Annotated in this window: 19 protein-coding genes and 1 pseudogene; 13 read left to right on the top strand and 7 right to left on the bottom strand. The window is 64.3% G+C overall.

Annotated elements, in window-relative coordinates; genetic code table 11:
- Window positions 1–512: integrase core domain-containing protein (locus CWC60_RS16675; protein ID WP_164516361.1), on the top strand; the 512-nt coding region annotated here is incomplete at its 5' end.
- A 55-nt stretch (window positions 513–567) separates the two neighbouring features.
- On the opposite strand, the gene CWC60_RS23715 is transcribed toward CWC60_RS16675, so the two are convergent.
- From CWC60_RS23715 to CWC60_RS16660, 4 genes are all read right to left on the bottom strand, one after another.
- Entirely contained in the window at window positions 568–741 is a 174-nt protein-coding gene (locus tag CWC60_RS23715) for a hypothetical protein (protein WP_206419981.1), read from the bottom strand.
- Window positions 738–2507 (bottom strand): acetate--CoA ligase, encoded by a 1770-nt coding sequence (gene acsA, locus CWC60_RS16670; protein ID WP_109795063.1) that lies wholly within the window; start codon window positions 2505–2507, stop codon window positions 738–740. The genes CWC60_RS23715 and acsA overlap by 4 nt, the downstream gene beginning before the upstream one ends.
- Entirely contained in the window at window positions 2507–3838 is a 1332-nt protein-coding gene (locus CWC60_RS16665) for an NAD(P)-dependent malic enzyme (protein ID WP_109795062.1), read from the bottom strand. Before CWC60_RS16665 ends, acsA begins: the two co-directional genes overlap by 1 nt.
- A 380-nt stretch (window positions 3839–4218) precedes the next feature.
- On the bottom strand, window positions 4219–5517 hold the full coding sequence (locus CWC60_RS16660; protein WP_206419980.1) for a TauD/TfdA family dioxygenase: 1299 nt from the start codon (window positions 5515–5517) through the stop codon (window positions 4219–4221).
- On the opposite strand from CWC60_RS16660, the gene CWC60_RS16655 reads away from it, so the two are divergent.
- From CWC60_RS16655 to CWC60_RS16630, 6 genes are all read left to right on the top strand, one after another.
- Window positions 5412–6428 carry an endonuclease/exonuclease/phosphatase family protein gene (locus CWC60_RS16655; protein WP_109795060.1) on the top strand — a complete coding sequence of 339 codons (1017 nt, stop codon included), beginning with the start codon at window positions 5412–5414 and terminating at the stop codon, window positions 6426–6428. The genes CWC60_RS16660 and CWC60_RS16655 overlap by 106 nt on opposite strands.
- An 11-nt stretch (window positions 6429–6439) precedes the next feature.
- Complete coding sequence (locus tag CWC60_RS16650) at window positions 6440–6946, top strand: acyl-CoA dehydrogenase family protein (RefSeq protein ID WP_338133092.1); 507 nt, start codon at window positions 6440–6442, stop codon at window positions 6944–6946.
- A 239-nt stretch (window positions 6947–7185) separates the two neighbouring features.
- Window positions 7186–8004 carry an IclR family transcriptional regulator gene (locus CWC60_RS16645; RefSeq protein WP_109795058.1) on the top strand — a complete coding sequence of 273 codons (819 nt, stop codon included), beginning with the start codon at window positions 7186–7188 and terminating at the stop codon, window positions 8002–8004.
- Window positions 8001–9167 (top strand): acyl-CoA dehydrogenase family protein, encoded by a 1167-nt coding sequence (locus CWC60_RS16640; protein WP_109795057.1) that lies wholly within the window; start codon window positions 8001–8003, stop codon window positions 9165–9167. Before CWC60_RS16645 ends, CWC60_RS16640 begins: the two co-directional genes overlap by 4 nt.
- A gap of 1 nt (window position 9168) precedes the next feature.
- Window positions 9169–10410, top strand: a complete 1242-nt coding sequence (locus CWC60_RS16635; protein WP_109795056.1) for a CaiB/BaiF CoA transferase family protein — start codon at window positions 9169–9171, stop codon at window positions 10408–10410.
- Between the two features lie 18 nt (window positions 10411–10428).
- The gene (locus CWC60_RS16630) at window positions 10429–10881 is read left to right on the top strand and encodes a MaoC family dehydratase (RefSeq protein ID WP_109795055.1); all 453 of its coding nucleotides are present in this window, start codon (window positions 10429–10431) and stop codon (window positions 10879–10881) included.
- A gap of 1 nt (window position 10882) precedes the next feature.
- On the opposite strand, the pseudogene CWC60_RS24425 reads toward CWC60_RS16630, so the two are convergent.
- Window positions 10883–11287 (bottom strand): annotated as a pseudogene (locus CWC60_RS24425) (DDE-type integrase/transposase/recombinase); the annotation flags it as partial.
- Window positions 11288–11490: 203 nt separating this feature from the next.
- Between CWC60_RS24425 and CWC60_RS16620 the strand changes: the two are divergent.
- Together CWC60_RS16620 and CWC60_RS16615 are read left to right on the top strand one after the other, a co-directional pair.
- Window positions 11491–13128, top strand: coding sequence for an acyl-CoA synthetase (locus CWC60_RS16620; protein WP_109795053.1), 1638 nt, complete (start codon window positions 11491–11493; stop codon window positions 13126–13128).
- Window positions 13125–14654 (top strand): acetyl-CoA acetyltransferase, encoded by a 1530-nt coding sequence (locus tag CWC60_RS16615; protein ID WP_109795052.1) that lies wholly within the window; start codon window positions 13125–13127, stop codon window positions 14652–14654. The genes CWC60_RS16620 and CWC60_RS16615 overlap by 4 nt, the downstream gene beginning before the upstream one ends.
- 7 nt (window positions 14655–14661) lie before the next feature.
- On the opposite strand, the gene CWC60_RS16610 is transcribed toward CWC60_RS16615, so the two are convergent.
- On the bottom strand, window positions 14662–15492 hold the full coding sequence (locus CWC60_RS16610) for a crotonase/enoyl-CoA hydratase family protein (RefSeq protein ID WP_206419979.1): 831 nt from the start codon (window positions 15490–15492) through the stop codon (window positions 14662–14664).
- Window positions 15493–15505: 13 nt separating this feature from the next.
- Window positions 15506–16420 (bottom strand): LysR family transcriptional regulator, encoded by a 915-nt coding sequence (locus CWC60_RS16605; RefSeq protein WP_164516603.1) that lies wholly within the window; start codon window positions 16418–16420, stop codon window positions 15506–15508.
- Window positions 16421–16597: 177 nt separating this feature from the next.
- Here CWC60_RS16605 and CWC60_RS16600 point away from each other — a divergent pair, with 177 nt between their 5' ends.
- The 4 genes from CWC60_RS16600 to CWC60_RS16585 form a co-directional block, all read left to right on the top strand.
- A complete protein-coding gene (locus CWC60_RS16600; protein WP_109795050.1) occupies window positions 16598–17782 on the top strand; it encodes a C4-dicarboxylate TRAP transporter substrate-binding protein in 1185 nt (394 codons plus the stop codon).
- A 74-nt stretch (window positions 17783–17856) separates the two neighbouring features.
- Window positions 17857–19488: an AMP-binding protein gene (locus CWC60_RS16595; protein ID WP_109795049.1), complete on the top strand. Its 1632-nt coding sequence runs from the start codon at window positions 17857–17859 to the stop codon at window positions 19486–19488.
- 43 nt (window positions 19489–19531) lie between these two features.
- Window positions 19532–19849, top strand: coding sequence for an NIPSNAP family protein (locus tag CWC60_RS16590; RefSeq protein ID WP_109795048.1), 318 nt, complete (start codon window positions 19532–19534; stop codon window positions 19847–19849).
- Between the two features lie 46 nt (window positions 19850–19895).
- Window positions 19896–20458 (top strand): TIGR03619 family F420-dependent LLM class oxidoreductase (locus tag CWC60_RS16585; protein WP_125182813.1); only part of this gene is annotated, 563 nt, incomplete at its 3' end.

Genomic DNA, 20458 nt, shown 5'->3' with positions numbered 1-20458 from the left:
TGAGCACGATCCTCGACGACTACAGCCGCTACATCGTCGCCTGGAAACTCTGCACCACGATGAAAGCCGGCGATGTCACAGACACGCTTGAGCTGGCGCTCGAGGCGTCGGGCTGTGATACGGCAACCGTTGGACACCGACCACGGCTGCTCAGCGACAACGGCTCGTCGTACATCTCCCACGACCTGGCGGACTGGCTCGGCGAGCGCAGCATGGAACATGTCCGTGGCGCCCCGAACCACCCGCAGACCCAGGGCAAGATCGAGCGCTGGCACCAGACCCTCAAGAACCGCATCCTGCTCGAGAACTACTATCTGCCGGGTGCCCTCGAGCAGGCCGTCGAAGCCTTCGTCGAGCATTACAACCACCGCCGATACCACGAGAGCATCGGCAATCTCACCCCGGCCGACGTCTATCTCGGGCGCGGCCAGGACACGCTCCGGGAAAGGAGGAAGATCAAGGAGCAGACCCTGAAACAGCGCCGCTTGCTCAACCAGAGACAGGCCGCGTAGAATCGAAACCGATGAGCCAGATCCTCCAAAGGCACATCACGTCAAGACGCCCATTTTATCTGACGACGGACACCTCCTCCCCGTCGTAGAGGTGAAGGAAACCCCGGATCTTCTCCTGAGTGTAGAGTTCCGCACACTTGTCCTCGAACATGCGAATACGGATCATCCGTTGCAGCAGGTCGAGCGCGTGATCCCGCGACAGCCTTGGTTTCAGGGAGGCGTCCTTCATTTCTTCTCGTCGCTTTCCAGAGTGGAGATGTCGCCTTCAGAAAGGCCAAGTTCGCGCGCCTTCAGGAGCCGGCGCATGATCTTGCCCGACCGTGTCTTCGGCAAGTTGGCGCGAAAGGCGATGGCGCGCGGCGCGACCGCCGGACCGAGGCGCTTGCGTGCGTGGCCGATCAACTCACGCTGCAGCACCTCGTCGCCCTCGAAACCGGAATTCAGCGTAACGAAGGCCTTGACCACCTCGCCGGCGATCGGATCGGGAATGCCGATCACGCCTGCCTCGGCCACCGCCGGGTGCTCCATCAGCGCACTTTCAACCTCGAAGGGGCCGATCAGATGGCCGGCGCTCTTGATCACGTCGTCGGCGCGGCCGACGAACCAGAAATATCCGTCCGCGTCGCGGCGGACGAGGTCGTCGGTCAGATACCAGCCCTGGCGGAAGCACTTCGCATAACGTTCCGGCTCGTTCAGATAGGCCCGCATCATTGAAGGCCAGCCGGCCCGGAGGGCCAGTTCGCCTTCCTCGTCCGGCGTCTCGATCACGCGGACGCCGCTTTCGGTGCGTTCCACGACCGCCGCCTCGATACCGGGCAGGGGCCGGCCCATGGAGCCCGGCTTCACATCCATCGCGGCATAATTGGCGATCATGATCCCGCCGGTCTCCGTCTGCCACCAGTTGTCGTGGAATGGCCGTCCGAAGGTCTCCTTGCTCCAGACCACGGCCTCGGGATTGAGCGGCTCGCCCACGCTGGACAGGAAACGCAGCTTCGAGAGATCGTACTTCGCGGCGACCTCAGCCCCCGTCTTCATCAGCATGCGGATGGCTGTCGGCGCGGTGTACCAGACGGTCACCGCTTGATCCTGAAGGATGCGATACCAGCGCTCGGCATCGAACTCTTCGTGGTCGACAATCATCGTGCAGCCATTCGTCAGCGGCGAGATGATCCCGTAGGAGGTTCCCGTGACCCAACCCGGATCCGCCGTGCACCAGAAAACATCGTCTTCGTGCAGGTCCAGCGCCACACGCCCGGTGATGTTGTGCGCGACGACTGCCTCGTGGACATGGACGGCGCCCTTCGGCCGGCCGGTGGTGCCGGAGGTAAAATGGATAAGGGCCGTGTCCTGGGGACGTGTCGCGACAGTCTGGAATTCCGGCGAAGACCGGGCGAGCGCGGGCTCGAGGCTGAGGCAGCCTTCCGGCAGATCGTCGCCGCCCAGCAGCAGCACATGGCGAAGACCGGGAATCTCCGTGTGCCAAGTGGCGACCTTGCGGCGGTAGAGGCGCTCGGTGGTGATCAGGACCCGGGCGTCTCCGATCTCCATGCGCGTCCGGATCGGCTCCGGCCCGAAGGCCGAGAACAGTGGTGAGAAGACGGCGCCGGCCTTCAGTGTTCCCAGGGCGGCGACATACAGTTGGGGCTCCCTGCCCATGAGCCCGAAGACGGTCTCGCCGGGGCGAACCCCGAGGCTCGCCAGCAGGCTGGCGAAGCGGTTGGTAGCCTGCCGCAGATCCTCGTATGTATATGTCGTAGCGGCGCCGTCGCGGCCAATCCAGCGCAGGGCGGCCTTGCCGCCGCGGCCGTGGAGGACGTGGCGGTCGACAGCCTCGAAGGCGATGTTGAGTCCGCCGCCGGTGAGCCCGTCCAGCAAGGCGCGCGCGACGTTCCAGTCAAATGCGGAAGCGGCCTGTTCGTAGTTTCCGAGGTTGGCGCCTTCGCGTTCGGCAACCGTTTTCTGGATGACGGGATATGGCGTCACGGATGCCTCCATCAGCGATTCTCCGGCAGCGCAGCGATATGGCCGGTTTCGACGAGTGCGTGCGTCGCCGCCCGGGCGGCCTCGATCCGCCGCACCGCGCCCTCGAACAGTTCGGCCTTGCTCAGTTCGATCCGCGCCAGCCCTTCCGACAGAGCCGCCGATCCGACGGCCGCAGCGACCCGCGCGGCAATATGGATGTCGTCGGTGCGCGGCAGGATACTGCGCTCGCCCAGGCTGCGCTCGGGAACGGCTTCGGACAGCGCGGCAGCGCCTGCGCGCGCCATCGGGTCACTGATCATCCGCGCGCGGACATCCAGTGCGCCCCGGAAGACGCCGGGAAAAGCCAGGGAGTTATTGACCTGGTTCGGGAAGTCGCTGCGGCCGGTCGCCACCAGCCGCGCACCCGCCCGGAGCGCCGCCGTGGGGTCGATTTCCGGCACCGGATTGGCGCAGGCGAAGACGATGGCGTCGGACGCCATGCGGCCGATCCATTCCGGACGGATGGTATCGGGCCCCGGCTTCGAGAATGCGAGACAGACGTCGGCGCCGTTCAGCGCGGCTTCGATGCCGCCCGACACCCGCTCTGCGTTGGTTTCGCTGCAGATCGCCCACTTTTCAGTCAGCAGGTTGGCCTTCCCCTCGATGTCGGCGCGGCCCGCATGGAGCGTCCCGACGCTGTCGCAGGCAATAACCTGCCGGCCCTCGACGCCCTCGGCGCGAAGCAGATTGTAGACGGCCGTGTTGGCCGCGCCGATGCCCACAAGCGCAATGCGGACTGCGTGGAGGTCCTTGCTGACGATCCGGAGCGCGTTCCGGAGGCCCGCCAGAGCGACCATCGCTGTCCCCTGCTGATCGTCATGCCAGACGGGGATGCCGGTATCCTCGCGCAGCGCCGCCAGCACGCGGAAGCACTTGGGCTGGGCTATGTCCTCGAGATTGATCCCGCCGAAGGAAGGCGCCACGGCGCGCGCGGCGGCCACGATACCGTCGACCGTGTGCGTACCGACGCAGAGAGGCACGCCGTCGACGCCGCCGAAATACTTGAGCAGCAGCGCCTTGCCTTCCATTACCGGCAAGCCCGCTTCGGGACCGATATCGCCGAGGCCGAGGACGCGGCTGCCATCAGACAGCACCGCCACGCTGTTGGCGCGGTTGGTCAGCGACCAGACCGCCTCAGGGTCGGTGGCAATCGCGCGGCAGGCGTCGGCGACGCCCGGCGTGTACCAGACGGCGACTTCGTCGAAGCTGGCCATGGGTACCTTGGGGAGGGTCTGGATCTTGCCGCCATAGGCCCTGTGAAGACGGATCGGCCACGTTTCCTGGGAGCGCCTTTCGTCTTGCATAGCTCGTGCCTCCCCAAATTTCCCGGCCATGGGTTCTCCCCCGGCGCATGTCCGGGACGGCTTGCGACCCGGTTCTTGGGAAGAAGGTGAGGGTGAAAAGGCTTCTTGTGGTTGAGCTGGATCAAAGGCGGCGATTTTTTTATCGGGCCGGCGGCTCGATCATCGGCGTCGAGACGCACAAGGGTGGTCGGATTTGCGATTTCAGGCCAACGTCCGCGACGTAAACGAGTTGGGGTGGGGCACACTTGGAGCCCATTCCCGGCGACGACATCAGGGCCGCGGGCATCGCAATCGTACCGGTCAAGGCAAACTCGCGATGAGCTGGTCGGACAGGTGCGGCGGCGTGGGCCAGGGACCTCGAGCGTGTGCGGACCGGCCGCCTAGGCTGCTTCCAGCGGCGCGGCGAAGGGCACGCCCGGGACGGCGATGCCATTCGGGCGCCCGCCTGCCGTCTGACCCTCGCAGTTCTGGATCAGGACATCCGGGAGGTCCGGACCGTCATCGCAGGCGAGCCAGAGCCGCAGCAGATGCCGTTTCCTTTCGGTTTCCGGCCAGTCCTCGAAGGCGGTGCGGCTGTGGAAGACATTGTAATTGCAGACGAACTGGATGTCGCCGGGCAAGAACTCCATGTCGAGGACCATATCTGGTTCCTTCGTGATTTCGTCGAGCATGTCGAGCGCCTCGATCTGCTGCGCGGTGAGTTTCGGCACGCCGGCAAGATCCTGGCCCTTGTGAATGGCGCTGCGCACATAGCGCGCGATCATGCGCCCGCCATGGGACATGAAGACCGGCGCCTCGGACCAGGGCTTGCGGCCTTCCGGCACCTCGCCCCAGCGGGTGAGGCAGAAGGGTTGCATCAGGACCCGCGCGAGATCGGGTCTGCGCAGCGCCAGCCTGTTGAATACCGCCGTCGAACTCGTCAGCGAACTCAGCCCGCCCGCCTTGCCGCTGCGCCAGCACAGCAGGCCGACGATGTCGGAGCCGTCGGTGTGGAATGGCAGCCGCGCGTTGGTCTGATAGCCGCGCGTGCCTGCGTCGCCGTAGTCAAGACCGAGGTTCTTCACGTGACCGAGAACATGCCCCTTGCCATTCTGGGAGCAGGGTTCGCCCATGTGCAGGCCCATACCCCAATAGGCGATGGCGGCCTGACGGATGGTCCAGCGTTCGACGGGCAGTCCGCGCAGCAGGGCAAAGCCCCGTCCGTGAAGCACGTCGTTCCTGATCCGCATGACACGCTGCAGCGCCTGCGGAGCAACATAGTGCGACGCGCGCATATCGAGCAGGTCCACGTCCCGGGCCTCAAAGTGGGCGACCGCGCTCTCGATTTCTGTGATCTCCTCGTCGCTCCAGTGCTCCAGCCAACGCTCCGTGTGCGCTGCCATGTCGGCCCCCCTCCAAGCCTGGGGCCCGTCAAAGAAGGGCAGCGCATCCTGCCGGCTGGCGGCTGCTGTGGCGGAAGATGTCGTGTGCAATGGCCAGTCTCCCAACCGGTTGGCAATGGGCAAGTCGGAGCGCCGCTTTTCGGTATGCTCCCAACGGATCACAGTCTTCCATTCCTGTCGCGTGACTGCAAATGTCCCACGGGGGCTGGTGGTGCGAACCATGGCCCGGCGCGGCGCAATGGCCGCCTGTTCCGGGAAACGGCTGTCACCGAGTTCGTTCAGAAATGCGTGTTGCAACCTACAACCTTCAGAACCTCAGGCTTCGCCGACGGGAAGGCCGTCTGCTTCTTGACGGCGCGGTCGATCATGACGACCGCGACAGGTCGCGTCGGGTCGATCTCGATATCGCAGACCGAAAGGAAACGGCGAGAGTGATCAAGTCGGCGCAGGCCGAGGTCGTCGCCTTGCAGGAGGTCTTTGATCTTGCTGCACTCGACTTCTTTCATGACGCTTTTCTCCTGGAGGCCGGCCCGCCGGTATATCCCTTTCGCTATTACCATGCGGGAAACGACGGCCATGGCCGGAACATCGCGGCCCTGTGCCGCCACCAGCCTCGCGCCGTCATAAGTCATGCGGACCTGACCGGCACCGATCTGGGTGTTGCGGGTTCCCCAGAAGCGCTGCCGGACGGGCGGCTGTTTCGCCGTGACTGCCTGGAACTGGATTTCGACGCCGTGGCGCTGTTCGTCTGCCATTTCAAGGCGCCTTATCCGGATCCGGAAAAGGCCCACGCCGTAAGGGAAACAGAGGCTCGTGCCGTCCGGCACATCATCGAAACGCGCTTCACCGCACCCGAGAATGAACGATGGATCGTGCTCGGGGATTTCAACGAGCCTGCTTTCGAGCCGGAGTTTTCCCGATCCGCCCTCCACCCACTAGGAAAGGGATTCTCGGTGGATCTGATGGATCGGATGACGCCTGGAATGGACTGGACGTATGAAATGCCCGGGACGCATCTGCACACGCGGCCCGACCGGATACTTGTCTCACCAAGGCTGGCGGCGGAATACCCGGACGTACGGCCGGAAATCGTGCGGACCGGCATGGGCAGTTCCGTTGCCGGCGGGGCTTCCGACGGCAGCGCGCCGCAGCACCGTGGCCATGCAAGCGATCATGCACTGGTCTATGCCGAGTTTCCGGGCCTGTAGGCGCGTCCGCACTGCGATGGACAGCATTTACCGGCGGCAAGGGGCCCGAACCGGGCGCCGAAGGTCCCGGGCTGTCCGTTGCTGTTAGCCGCCGCGACGTTCTCAGGAAGATGGCAGAAGCCGGCCTGATGGGGGGCACGATCAATCCCGCCTATGGCGGCGCTGGCACCGATTTCGTCTCCTATGTTCTCGCCATCGAGGAGATTGCCGCGGCGGATGGTGGCCTGTCGAACATCATCGTCGATGTCCGTACCGACGAGGTGAAGGTCATCGGGCCGATGACGAAGGAGGAGAAACAGAAGCGGGACCGGCTCATCCGGATCAAGGACACTTGCCGCGAGGAGATCGGGATCCTCGAGGAAAAACTCTCGCACGAGACGCTGAGCCCGGATCTGCGCGCCAAGTTCGAGGGATACCTGGCAACGCACAGGCGCATCCTGAGACAGGCCCGCGAGGTTTTCCCCGACGAGCAGGAAGCGGCCTACAGGGCGCGGTACAAGGAAGCAGCCGGCGATTAGTGGCGATCTGGGTGTCTTGAAGGCGCGGCGTCGCAATGCCCTTGATCGATGAAGTCATGACAGAGCGCCTCGGCAAAGGGGCAGTGCTTCTCGACGGCTTTTCGGCGTGAAGAACGGCAGGATCAGTCGTCGGAGGGCCGTGTGGTGCTCGGCGGCTCATCGTTTCACGCCTTCGCTGCAGTCGGATCGCCACCAATGCGTTCTTGTGTCGAGGTCGAATATACGAATACCATTCGAACATGAGTACGATCGCGGCGATAAGCCATGAATCGAAGGGCGCACCCCGCGCCGGCCCGCAGTCGGTGCGCAGGGTTCTTCGCGTACTGGAACGTCTGGCGGTGGAGAACGAAGGTGTGTCGCTGGCGGAACTCGCGGCCGTGACCGAGACGCCGAAGACGAGCCTGATTGGGCTGCTACAGGGGCTGACGGCGGAGAATTGTCTGGCCCGGGACGGGGCCGGGCACTACCGGCTGGGGCCGCAATTCCTGGCTTTGGCGACACGGGTGGTTTTCGGTCGCGAACTCGTTGCGACCCTGCGGCCCGTCCTGGCCGAACTCGCGGCGGCGACGGGGGAGACTGCGGTGCTGGCCGCATTGTCCGGGGACGGCAAACGGGTGACTTATCTGGACCGCGTCGAAAGCGACAACCCGATCCGCTATGCCGTACGCGTCGGCGAGCAGCGGGAGATGCACTGCACGGCGGGCGGCAAGATTCTGCTCGCCCATTTCGACAACGAAGCCCTCGATCGCTACCTCGCGAATGCCGAACTCAGGGCGTTCACCGACCAGACGATCACGAGCCGTCGGAAACTGCGGACCGAACTGAAGCGAACACGGGCGGAAGGACTTGCCCGGACCTGCGACGAGGGTGTCGTCGGAGCCAGCGCCATTGCGGCGCCTGTCCTGGCACCCGATGGTTCGGTCGCGGCTGCGCTGCTCATCGCCGGTCCGACAGAGCGGATGCGCCGGGCAGCGAAAGACAACGAGCGCTCGCTGCGGGAGGCGGCGGCCCGTTGCAACTGGAATACATCAACGACCACGGGGAGGGATCGTTCATGAGCGTGGATTTCACGCCCGAACAACTGCAGATCCGCGACAGCGTCGAACGGCTCTGCGCTGGGTTCGGCGACGAATACTGGCTCGCCCGTGACGACGACGGGGTCTTTCCTGAGGACTTCTGCCGGGCGATTGCCGATCAGGGATATATGGGTATCGCCATGCCCGAGGAATATGGCGGCTCCGGGCTCGGCATCACGGAGGCGGCGCTGATGATGCAGGCCATCAGCCAGTCCGGCGCTGGCAATGGCGGCGTCTCATCGGTCAGCATCACGGTTTTCGGTCTGAATCCCGTGGTCCGCTACGGCACCGAAGAACAGAAGCGGCGCATGCTGCCGCCGATCATCAAGCGCGAGGATATCGCCTGCTTCGGCGTGACCGAGCCGAACACAGGCCTCGACACCACGCGGCTCAAGACACGTGCGGTCCGAAAGGGCGACCGCTATGTCGTGAATGGCCAGAAGATCTGGACTTCCACCGCGCAGGTCGCAAACAAGATCCTCCTGATCGCGCGGACATCGGAAGAAAGCGAAACGAGCAAGCCGATAGATGGTCTGAGCCTGTTCTACGCCGATCTCGACCGCTCGAAAGTCGAAATACAGCGGATCCCGAAAATGGGCCGCAAATGCGTGGATTCGAATTCGGTCTTCTTCGATGGGTTGGAGATCCCGGTCGAGAACCGGATCGGCGAGGAGGGCAAGGGCTTCCGCTACCTGCTTCACGGGATCAACCCCGAGCGCATCCTGATCGCCGCCGGTCTCGTCGGGCTGGGCCGGGCCGCTATCAGGCGCGCGACCGACTACGCCAACGACCGCGAGGTGTTCGGCCGTCCCATCGGCATGAACCAGAGCATCCAGCACCCGCTGGCGGAAAGCTGGGCCGAACTCGAGGCAGCCAACCTCATGGCGTTCCGCGCCGCCCAACTCTACGACCGCGGCGAGGATGCCGGCGCGATGGCCAACGCCGCCAAGTACCTTGCCGGCGAGGCGACCTTCAAGGCCTGCACCAATGCGGTGATGACCCATGGCGGCATGGGCTATGCCAAGGAGTACCATGTGGAACGCTATCTCCGGGAATGCCTGATCCACCGGATCGCGCCGATCACGCCCCATCTGATCCTCTGCTACATCGCCGAGCGGGTGCTGGGCCTGCCGAAATCCTACTGAGATGGCGGATCGAACAGCCTTCGCGGCAAGGCCGCTGGACGGGGTCCGTATTGTGGACCTCTCGAACCTGCTCATGGCGCCCTATGCGACGATGATCCTTGGCGACATGGGCGCGGATATCGTCAAGGTCGAGGCCCCGGAAGGCGATCCGGTGCGTGGCATCGGCCCGCAGCGCCATCGCGGCATGGGCGCGATCTTTCTGAACGTCAATCGGTCCAAGCGAAGCATCGTTCTCGACCTGAAGCAGTCGAGCGGTCTGGACGCCATGAAGGCGCTGCTGAAGACGGCGGACGTGCTGATCTACAACCGCCGCCCGAAGGTCATGGAGCGGCTGGGGCTCGGCTACGAGACCGCGGCTGCCATCAACCCGCGCCTGATCTACGCCGGCCTTTACGGTTATGGCCAGAACGGCCCCTATGCCGCGAAGCCGGCATTCGATGACCTGATCCAGGGCGCGATCGGAATCCCCAGGGTTGCGCACGAGGTCTACGGCCATTCGCCTGACTACGTGCCGACCGCCATCGTCGACCGCGGTGTCGCGCTGTGGGCTGTCGGGCAGATCAACGCCGCTCTCTTCCACCAGTCGCGGACCGGGCAGGGCCAGCGCCTCGACATGCCGATGTTCGAGATGATGGCCGGCTTCATGCTGGGCGATCACCTGGCCGGGGAGACCTTCGTGCCACCGATCGGTCCGATGGGCTACGGCCGTATGCTGACCCCGGACCGGCGTCCCTATGAGACGCGCGATGGCCATGTCTGCGTCCTGATCTACACCGACCGCCAGTGGCGCGCCTTCTTCTCCGCCCTCGGCCGGCAGGAGGACTATGACGCCGATCCCCGCTTCCGGGACATCACATCGCGGAACGAGAATATCGCTTCCATTTACGCCGACCTTGCCGGGATTCTGAGGACGCGGACGACGGCCGAATGGCTCGATCTGATGGACGAAGCAGATATCCCGGCCATGCCCATGAACAGCCTGGAGGACCTGCTCGCGGACCCGCATCTGGAAGCGACGGGATTCTTCCGGGAGGTCGAGCACCCCAGCGAGGGCCGCCTCCGTGAGATGGCGGTTCCCAGCAGCTGGTCCGTGACCCAGCCTGCGCCCTCACGTCATGCGCCACAGTTGGGGGAACACAGCGAGGAAATCCTGACCGACGCCGGCCTCGACGCCGCTCGCATCGCCGCGATGCTCTCCACCGGAGCGACCGCCGTTCCGTCTGCAGACCCGAATAACCACTGAGAGGGGAGGAATGCGCCGATGGCCGGTCTCTACTACGAACAGTTCGAAGTCGGCATGGAGTTCAACCATCCGCTGACGCGCACGGTGACCGAGTACGACAACATCCTGTTCTGCGCGATGACACACAATCCGCAGCCGCTGCACCTTGATGAGGAGTTCGCGAAGAAGACCGAGTTCGGCCAGCGGCTGGTTAACAGCCTGTTCACGCTTGGCCTGGTCATCGGCGTCACAGTTGCCGACACGACGCTCGGCACCACCATCGCCAATCTCGGCATGACGGACGTCCGCTTCCCCAATCCGGTATTCCATGGCGACACCATCCACGTGGTGACGCGGGTGAAGAGCATGCGAGAGAGCCGTTCGCGGCCGGAGGCCGGCATGGTCGAGTTCGAGCATTTCGGTCTCAATCAGCGCGATGAGGAGGTGGCCTACTGCGTCCGCACGGCCTTCATGCGCAAGCAGGTGGCTTGACCATGCTCCGCTCCAGGAAAGCCAGAGCAGCGCTGCGATCGCGGCTCTCCGTGACATAAGCTTCCAGCACTTCACCTTCGTGATAAACGACCCGCCAGAGATGGCGTCGCTCGCCGTTGGTCCGGACGAAGATCTCGTCCAGGTGGCATCGCCACTGGAGGTGCTGGCGAGCCGTCCGCCGCTGCTGCTTTCGGAGTTCCGCGGCAATGATCGGCCCGAAGCGGTTCCACCAGAACCGTATCGTCTCAAGGCTGACCTCGATGCCCCGTTCATGCAGCAGGTCTTCGACCTGGCGAAGGGAAAGCGGGAAGCGAATGCAAAGCAGGACTGCGGTCCGGATCACCGCCGGTGAGCTGTCGAAATAGCGGAAGGGGATTGCACATCCAACCAGCCTAGCCGACGCCATTCAGACCGGCGGCAATTTTGCTCTGACAGTGCCCCGCCATACCTGTCCAACGGACCGAGAATAGCTCGAATTCATTCGCCAAATGAATGTTGGCGCGATCAAATAGCATTGGACTGAATGTTGGACGCTGGCAATGCTTTTCATTGCCATGGGGTGCCCAGCTGCACGTACTGCCGGGCCCCAATACATTCGGGGAGGAGTTCATGCTGGCGCTTGCGGAGATCAGCGAAGCCGCCGCCGAGGCATTGGGGGATCGCACGGCGATCGTCTACCGTGACCGGCGCTTCAGCTTTGCCGAAGTTGCAGATCGCTCGCGGCGGCTCGCGAATTTCCTGCTTTCGAAGGGTCTGACCATTCACCGCGAACGCGGTGACCTGCAGAACTGGGAGAGCGGTCAGGATCACGTCGCCCTCTATATGTACAATTGCAATGAATACATCGAGAGCCTTCTGGGTGGCTACAAGGCCCGGGCCGTGCCGTTCAACGTCAATTTCCGCTACGTTCGCGAAGAGCTTGTGTACCTGCTGAACGACGCGCGTGCGAAAGCCATGATCTACCACGCCGCCTTCGCGCCGATGGTCAAGGAAGTCAGGAGGCTCGTGCCGACACTTGAAGTCTTCATCCAGGTCGAGGATGGCTCCGGCCACAGTCTGCTTGATGACACCTATGACTATGAGACCGCGCTGGCGGAGAGCAATTCCGGACCCACCGGAATGACTTGCTCGCCGGACGACATTTTCATGCTCTATACGGGCGGCACCACAGGCATGCCGCGCGGCGTGCTCTGGCGTCAGGCCGACGCCTATGTGAGCCAGATGGGTGGCCTGATCGACGGGGACAGGGCCGTCAGCAGCATCAAGGAAGTCGTCGAGCGCGCGGTCGGTTCGAAGCACCAGGTGATCTTCGTGCCGCCACCCTTCATGCACGGCGCGGGAAAATACGTCGCTCTTCGGGCGCTGTACGAAGGGAATACGGTGTTGATCCAGAGCATTACCGACCGGCTGGATCCGTCGGACATTCTCGGGCTGGTCGAGAAGGAGCGGGCCAACCTTCTGCTGGTGATCGGCGACGCCTACGGGCGGCCGCTGCTGGAGGAACTGGACCGTGGCGACTACGATACGAGCAGCCTTCGTTTCATCGCCAATACAGGCGCGATCCTCTCGCCGGCGGTCAAGCGGGCACTGATGGAGCGAATTCCCCGGCTCACCATTGTCGACACGCTGGGGTCGTCCGAGACCGGTGTGCAGGCGCTGCACGTCACCGGCGGCAGGCCCTCGGCGGGGAAGGGGGATTTCCGGACGATTCCGGGCACTGCGGTCCTCGACGCGGAGCGAGGACGCCGGCTTGAACCCGGCACCGGCGAAGTGGGCTGGCTCGCCAAACACAACTTTGTGCCTCTGGGCTATCTGGGCGACCCGGAGAAGACGAGAGAGACCTTTCCGGTGATCGACGGCATTCGTTACGTGGTCGGCGGCGACCGGGTCCGGCTGCTCGCGGACGGACAGATCGAGTATCTCGGCCGGGATTCCATGACGATCAATTCGGGCGGCGAGAAGATTTTCGCTGAAGAAGTGGAACGGGCGCTGCGCCACCATCCCAAGGTGGCCGATGTGCTCGTCGTCGGGCGTCCGAGCGAGCGCTGGGGGCAGGATGTTGTGGCCGTGGTCCAGGGCGCGAACGGCGAGGCGGCAGCACATGACGAGCTTCTGGCGGAGGCGGCGCAGCACATCGCGCGTTACAAGCTGCCCAAGGCGTTCGTCTTCGTCGAACGGATCGGACGGCTGGCCAACGGCAAACCTGACTATGCCTGGGCGCGCAAGCAGGTGGAGGAGCACGGATGAGCGACGAAACGACCCCAATACTGGTCGGTGTCGGACAGGTTACTGACAGGCAACGCGCGCTCGAGGAACTGCCGGGTCCGGTTGGCCTGATGCAATGGGCGGCCGAACAGGCCTTCGACGAGGCGAAGATCGACCGCAGACGCGCCGCCGAACTCGACACGGTCGTGGTGATCCGCGGATTTCGCGAGTCCACACCGAACTCGCCGGCTTCGCTGGCCCGTCGCCTCGGTGCGGACCGCGCCCGGGGCTGGCTGATGCCGAACGGCGGCAACGGCCCGCAATATCTGGTCAACCGCTACGCGGAGGCCATCGCCCGCGGCGAGAACCGCTTCGTCCTCCTGGCCGGCGCGGAAGCCCGCGACAGCGTCCGGCGTCTGAAGAAGGCCGGCCGGCCCATTGACTGGAGCGAGCCGCCGGACACGGAAGCCGGGTACCTGATCCCCGAACCGGAGATGCAGAGCGGCTACGAAAGGGCCCATGGCGTCTTCCTGGCAGCCCATGTCTATCCGCTGTTCGAGAACGCCTACCGTCATCGCCTGGGCCGCACGATCGACGAGCACCAGTTGGAAATGGGCCGGCTGTTCGCCCGTTTCAGCGAGGTGGCCGCCGAAACGCCGGGCGCCTGGTTCCCGGTTCGTCGCAGCGCCGAGGAGATCGCGACGCCGAGCGACGCCAACCGCTTCGTCGGCTGGCCTTATACGAAATTCATGAACGCCATGAACAATGTCGACCAGTCGGCGGCGATCCTGATGACTTCGGTCGGTCATGCACGCGAACTCGGCGTGCCTGAAGACCGTTTCGTCTACCTGCACGGCTGTGCCGACACGAACGAGGCCATGTTCGTGACCGACAGGCCGAACTTCCACGAATCCCCGGCCATCCGGACCCTGGGCCGGGAATCGCTGTCGATGGCCGGGCGGTCCATCGACGAGATCGCGCATTTCGATCTTTATTCCTGCTTTCCGTCCGCCGTCGAGATCGCGCGGGACGAACTCGGCATTCCGGAAGGCGATCCGCGGCCGCTCACGGTGACCGGCGGATTGCCCTATCATGGCGGCGCGGGGAACAACTACGTCATGAACGCCATCGTGACGATGGTGCAGAAACTGCGCGCGGTGCCCGGCGATTTCGGCATGGTGACCGCGAACGGGGGCTATCTGACCAAGCACGCCGCGGGCATCTACTCGACCGCGCCTTCGCCGTCCCTTGACGGCGCCGGCTGGGCCAGGCGCGATCCGGCCGAATATCAGGCGGAGATCGACGCGCTCGCGCACCCGCCGGTCATCCGGGAGGCCGAAGGCGACGCCGTCATCGAGACATACACAGTGGCCTATGGGCGAACGGGCGAGCCGGAAGCCGGCATCCTTATCGGTCGGATGGGCGACATCGATGACCTCTCCGCGCCCCGTTTCGTCGCCAACACGCCGGCGGACCCGGATCTGCTGGCGGCCATGACCCGCGAGGATTTCGTGGGGCGCCGCGGCCGGGTCGCCAACACCGGAAAGCGGAACATCCTCAGATTCTGAAACGGCGTCAACGCCCCTTCCAGACAGGTTCCCGTTTCTCGACGAAGGCGCGTGGACCCTCCCTGAAATCCTCCGTTTTTGCCAGATCGCGTATGGCCTGGGTGCTGTCGCGCCAGAGCGTTGCGTCATCGTCGGTCACGGAACGCGCGGCTATTCCGCGGGCGGCCTGCACGGCGAGTGGCGCATTGGCGGCAATTCGTCCGGCAAGGGCCAGCGCCGCCTCCCGCACGTCCGTCGTCGGCACGACCCGGTTGACCAGGCCGAGTTCGTAGGCGCGGACCGCCTCGATAGGGTCACCGGTGAGCAGCAGTTCCATGCCGGCGGCCATGCCGACCGCACGTGGCAGACGAAAAAGCCCGCCCGCGGCGGGCACGAGGGAGCGCTTGACTTCCGGCACCCCGAAGCGCGCCGCCTCGCCGGCGACGATGAGGTCGCAGGCGAGTACGATCTCGCAGCCGCCCGCCAATGCCGGACCTGCCGGAGCCGCGATCAGGGGTTTCCGCCGTTCGCGGCGAACGATGCCGCCGAAGCCGCCGCGTTCGGTCGAGAGATCCCGGCCAGCGCCGGACGAGATCGCCTTGAGATCCGCACCGGCGCAGAAGACCGGGCCGTTCGCGGCGATCACGCCGGCCCGGAGGTCGTCGTTGTTCTCGAACGTGTCCAGCGCCGCTTCGATGCCGGCGGCCATCGCGCCGTCAATCGCGTTGCGGCTCTCGGGCCGGTTCAGCGTGATGATGAAGATGTGTCCGCGTGTCTCGGTCTCGATGACGGCCATGGCGCTTTCCCCTATCCGGTGTGCGATCAGGGTGTGGAGCGCTTCCCATTCGATCAAATGCAATCGAGGCCGGTTCTCATTCCCGGATGGTATGAAGAAAGTGATCGCGCAGCACTTCGAACATGCCGCTTGCCGCAGGCGTCATGCCGCGGCTGCCCGAGCCGGCCACCGCCAGCGACTGCGAAGGCATGCGAACGACGTCCTCGAACACCAGGAACTCGCGTCGCAGATACGCGTGTTCCTGATCGAGTGTCACGATCGGTGCGTAGGCATCGGTGGCTCGTACGAGCCGCCGAACGAGACTGAAGCCGTCGACACGGTACCGCGGCTGGAACCGGGTCAGTCCGTTCCGGGCGTATATCTGGGCGATGTCGGTCAGCATGGGATCCATGGTGGTCGGGATCACCGCCGGATAGCTCAGGACATCGGCCTCCGTGACCCGCTCGGCGCTCGCCAGCGGATGGTCGGGCCTGAGCAGCATGATGCAGTGGAAGTCGGCGATGCGCAGGACCGACAGTTCCGACCAGCGTTCGAGCTGCCGCAAGGGGGCAATGACGAGGTCGAGTTCGCCGACCACCACGCGCGGCGCCAGGTTGTGGACGCTGTCGTGGTAGACTTCGATGGCGATTCCGGGATGAGACGACGCGAAGGCCGCGATGCCGTCGCCCACGAAGTTGCGGTAGGCGGCCGGGGCGATGCCCATCCTGAGAATGCCGCTTTTCAGCGTCTTCATCTCCGAGATGCTGGCGATCAGTTCGTCGGCGTCCGCGAGAATTCGCTGCGCTTTCTCGACAAAGGTCCGGCCCGCATCGGTCACGCGGACCCCGCGTGGCAATCGCTGGAACAGTTCGACGCCGACCTCCGCCTCCACGTCCGCAATGCTGCGCGTCAATGCGGACTGGGTGATATGGAGCGTATGCGCCGCCGGCGTGATTCCTTCGGCCCTCGCAACCTCCACCACATGTCTCAGCCGTCTCAGGTCGATTGCCATGACTCGCATTCTGTCCGCGAATGGCGACCTGTAAAGAAGGAATTGGTGTGCATGGCGAACCGCGCCTAGCATTGTCCGTCGGGGAGTGAGCGTGGCCCGAAGAGGCTTCCGTTCATTCAGTAAAAAGCCGGCCGACGGTTCGCCCTGTCAAAGAGCAGAAGGCTTCGGGTCCCGGGATTGCCGGCGGCCGATACCAAGAACAACAACAAGAACAAGATCGAATATGGGGAGAACGCCATGAAAATGTCGAAACTGTTGCCCGGGCTGGCGCTGGCCGCCACGCTTGCGGCGGCGCCGGTCGTGGCCAAGGAGCTGCGAGTCGCCAACATCCTTGGCTCGGAAGGTGCGGTCGCGGAGGGTTATGACTATTTCGCCGAGAAGGTGAAGGAAAAGACCGACGGCGGCATCACCATGGAGCTCACCCATGGCGGCCTGTTGCTCAATGCCTCGGGCGTGTTGACCGGGGTGCCTGACGGCATCGCCGACATCGGGTTTCTCGTGCCGCCCTATTTCCCGGGCGAGCTGCCGGAATTCAACCTGATCGGCAATGCGAGCATCGTCGGCCGGGACGCCGCCGCGATGACCGGTGCGATCAGCGAGTACATATTCACTTGCGAGCCCTGCCTCGAGGAACATTCGGAGCTTGGCCACGTCTATCTCGGCTCCTACTCGACGACGCCCTATCACATTCAGGGCACGCGCCCGGCGGGGACCATCGAGTCGCTCAAGGGTATGAAGATGCGCGTCGGCCTGCCCTCCCAGGGACGGTGGGCGGAGCACTTCGGTGGTATCCGGGTCGCCATTCCGGGTCCGGAGGCTTTCGAGGCGATGTCGACCGGCACGATCGACGCGGTGCTCTTCTCGTTCGCGGAGTTCTTCAACCAGAGCACGGTCGAGGTCGCCACTCACGTCACGTTGCTGCCGATCGGCGTCTTCAATTCGACGGCGCCTTTCAGCGTCAGCAAGACCACTTGGCGCGACCTGAGCGTCAGCGAACGTGCGGCCATGCTGGAAGTCGCGCCGTATGCCCTGGCGAAGATCGTTGCCGGCTATGAGCGCGACGTGACCCGCGCGAAGAAGGTCGCCGGGGAGCGCGGCATCGAATTGATAAAGCCCAGCCCGGAACTGGTGAAGGCATCAAACGAGTATATCGAGACGGACGTCAAACTCGGCATCGAAGAGGCGGTGAGGACCACTGGCGTTGAGAACGCGGAGGCGAAGATGGAGCGCTACATGGGCCTCATCGAAAAGTGGAAGAAGCTGACCGCCGACGTGGACCCAATGGATACCGATGCCCTTGGCGCGCTCTATTGGCGGCACATCCAGGGCAAGGTCGATCCGGAAACCTACGCGGTGCAGTAGGCGAACGGAAGGGCGCGCCGGCCCGTCCCGTGACCGGGCGGGCCGGCTGTTGCGAGAGATACTCTGAGGCCAGCATGAAACTCGATATTGCCTACCCGACCCGGCGCGAAGACATCGTCTTCCGCGATCTGGTGGAGAAATATGCGAAGACGCAGCCGGACCGCATCTTCGCCCAGTTCGAGGACGGCTCGATCTGGACCTGGGGAGAATTGCGAGAGAAGGCGGTCCATATCGCCCGCGGGCTCAGGGCGCTGGGCGTCAGCCAGGGCGATCACGTGATTTCCTGGCAGCCCACCTCCGCCGACGCCATCCGTACCTGGTTCGGCATCAACTATCTCGGGGCGGTCTACGTGCCTTTCAACACGGCCTATCGCGGCGGTGTGCTGGAACACGTCGTCTGGCTCTCCGACGCGAAGCTGGCTGTGGTTCACGCCGACCTGCTGGGACGAATGGGCGAAGTGAACCCCCACGACGTGAAGACCATCGTGGCGGTCGGGGGCGAGGCGCGGCCTGTGGAAGGCTACGAGGTGCTGGATCAGGCGGCGCTTTCGCCTGGCCCGCCGCCTGGCGCCGACGAGGCGCCGCCTGAGCTGGAACGCCCGATAGAGCCCTGGGACAATCAGTCGATGATCTTCACGTCCGGGACCACCGGTCCATCCAAAGGCGTGCTGTCCTCCTACAAGCAACTCGGTATGAGCGGCAATATTCTCTACTACTGGCTGACTGCAGATGACCGCGCCCTGGTGAACCTGCCCCTGTTTCACATTTCCGGCACGACGCTGCTGACCCGGATGCTGGCTATCGGCGGATCGATTGCCGTGGTGGAGTCATTCCGCACCGAGGAGTTCTGGTCGGTCATCCGGCGCCTCGGCGTGACCTGCACGCTGATGATGGGCTCCATTTCGACGTTCCTCATGAAGTTGCCGGAGGATGACGATCAGCGGAACTCGCCCCTTAAATCCGTCCTGATCCCGCCGCTGACCTCCGAGGTGATCGCCTATGCGAAGCGCATCGGCGTGGACTGGTACACGACCTTCAGCATGACCGAAGCCAACGTCCCGCTGATTTCTCGGCCGAACCCGGAGAAACCCGGCACATGCGGCCGGATCCGCCGCGGCGCCGAGGTTCGGATCGTCGACGAACACGACAACGAGGTCCCGGTCGGCGCGGTTGGCGAACTGATCATCCGCGACGATGAACCCTGGGCGCTCTGCAGCGGCTATCACAAGAACCCCGAAGCTACGGCGAAAGCCTGGCGGAACGGCTGGTTCCACACAGGCGACGCCGTCCGCCGCGATGACGACGGGGATTTCTACTTCGTCGACCGGCTCAAGGACGCGATCCGCCGGCGGGGCGAGAACATCTCCTCCTACGAAGTGGAAGTCGAGGTCAATGCGCACCCAGACGTTCGGGAGGCAGCCGCCATTGCCGTGGCTTCCGAGCACGGCGAGGACGAGGTCATGGTCGTGGTGATGCCGGTCGAAGGACGCACGATCGACCCGAAGGCGCTGGTGGAATTCCTTATCCCGCGCATGCCGCATTTCATGGTCCCTCGCTATGTCAGGGTCATGAAAGAACTTCCGCGGACGCCGACCACCAAGGTGCAGAAGGTCAGGCTGCGGGAGGCGGGCGTCACGGACGACACCTTCGACCGGGAGGCCGCCGGGATCCGCGTGCGTCGCCACAGTTTCCGCAAGAGCGCCTGAGAAGGCGTCGCAGCATCGCGCGCAAACGGCTGGAGGACCACCGATGGCGATCTACGAACTCCGTACCTACACGATCCTGCCAGGCCGGATGCCGGAGGCGGTGACGCTGTTCAGGGAGTCGGGATGGGCGGCGCTGGAGAAATATCAGGACAAGCTGGTTGGGTACTTTCTGGGCGACATCGGCGCCATCAACAAGGTGGTTCACATCTGGAAATTCGATGACGAGGCCGACCGGCGCAAATGCTGGAACAGCATGTTCAAGGACCCCGATGTCATGAGTTTCGCGGCGAAGTATCAGCCGCTGATACAGTATCAGGAAAACCAGCTCATGACGGCCGCGCCATGGGGCCCGCACCCCTGATGACAGGGGCGCAGACGCCATGGCCGGGGAAAGAGGAGGAACTGCGATGAGACTTGGCGTGGTGTTCCCGCAGATCGAGATCGCCGGCGATGCCGAAGCGGTGCGCCGTATCGTACTGGCGGCCGAAGAGTTGGAGTATGACTACATCCTGGCCTATGACCACGTGGTCAAAGCGGTTCATGCGGATCGAGTACCTGAGCTGGAAGGCCCCTACACGGAAAACGATCCCTTCCACGATCCCTTCGTGCTCTTTGGCTATGCTGCGGGCATTACAAAGCGCATCGAGTTCACGACCGGCGTCCTCATTCTTCCTCAGCGCCAGACGGTGCTGGTCGCCCAGCAAGCCGCCGATGTCGACATTCTCTCGGGCGGACGCCTCAGGCTCGGCGTGGGTATCGGCTGGAACTATGTCGAGTACGATGCGCTGGGCGAGAACTTCCGTACCCGCGGGCGCCGGGCCGATGAGCAGATCGGCTTTCTGCGCCGACTCTGGGAAGAACCGGTCGTTTCGTTCGATGGACGCTTCGACAGGATCGATCGAGCCGGCATCAATCCGCGTCCGAAGCGTTCGATCCCGATCTGGATAGGCGGCGTCTCGGAGCCGGCATT

The organism is Minwuia thermotolerans (genome assembly GCF_002924445.1).
Lineage (GTDB): Bacteria > Pseudomonadota > Alphaproteobacteria > Minwuiales > Minwuiaceae > Minwuia > Minwuia thermotolerans.
The sequence above is the reverse complement of the archived record's forward strand: the minus strand, read 5'-3'. Positions and strand labels throughout refer to the sequence as shown.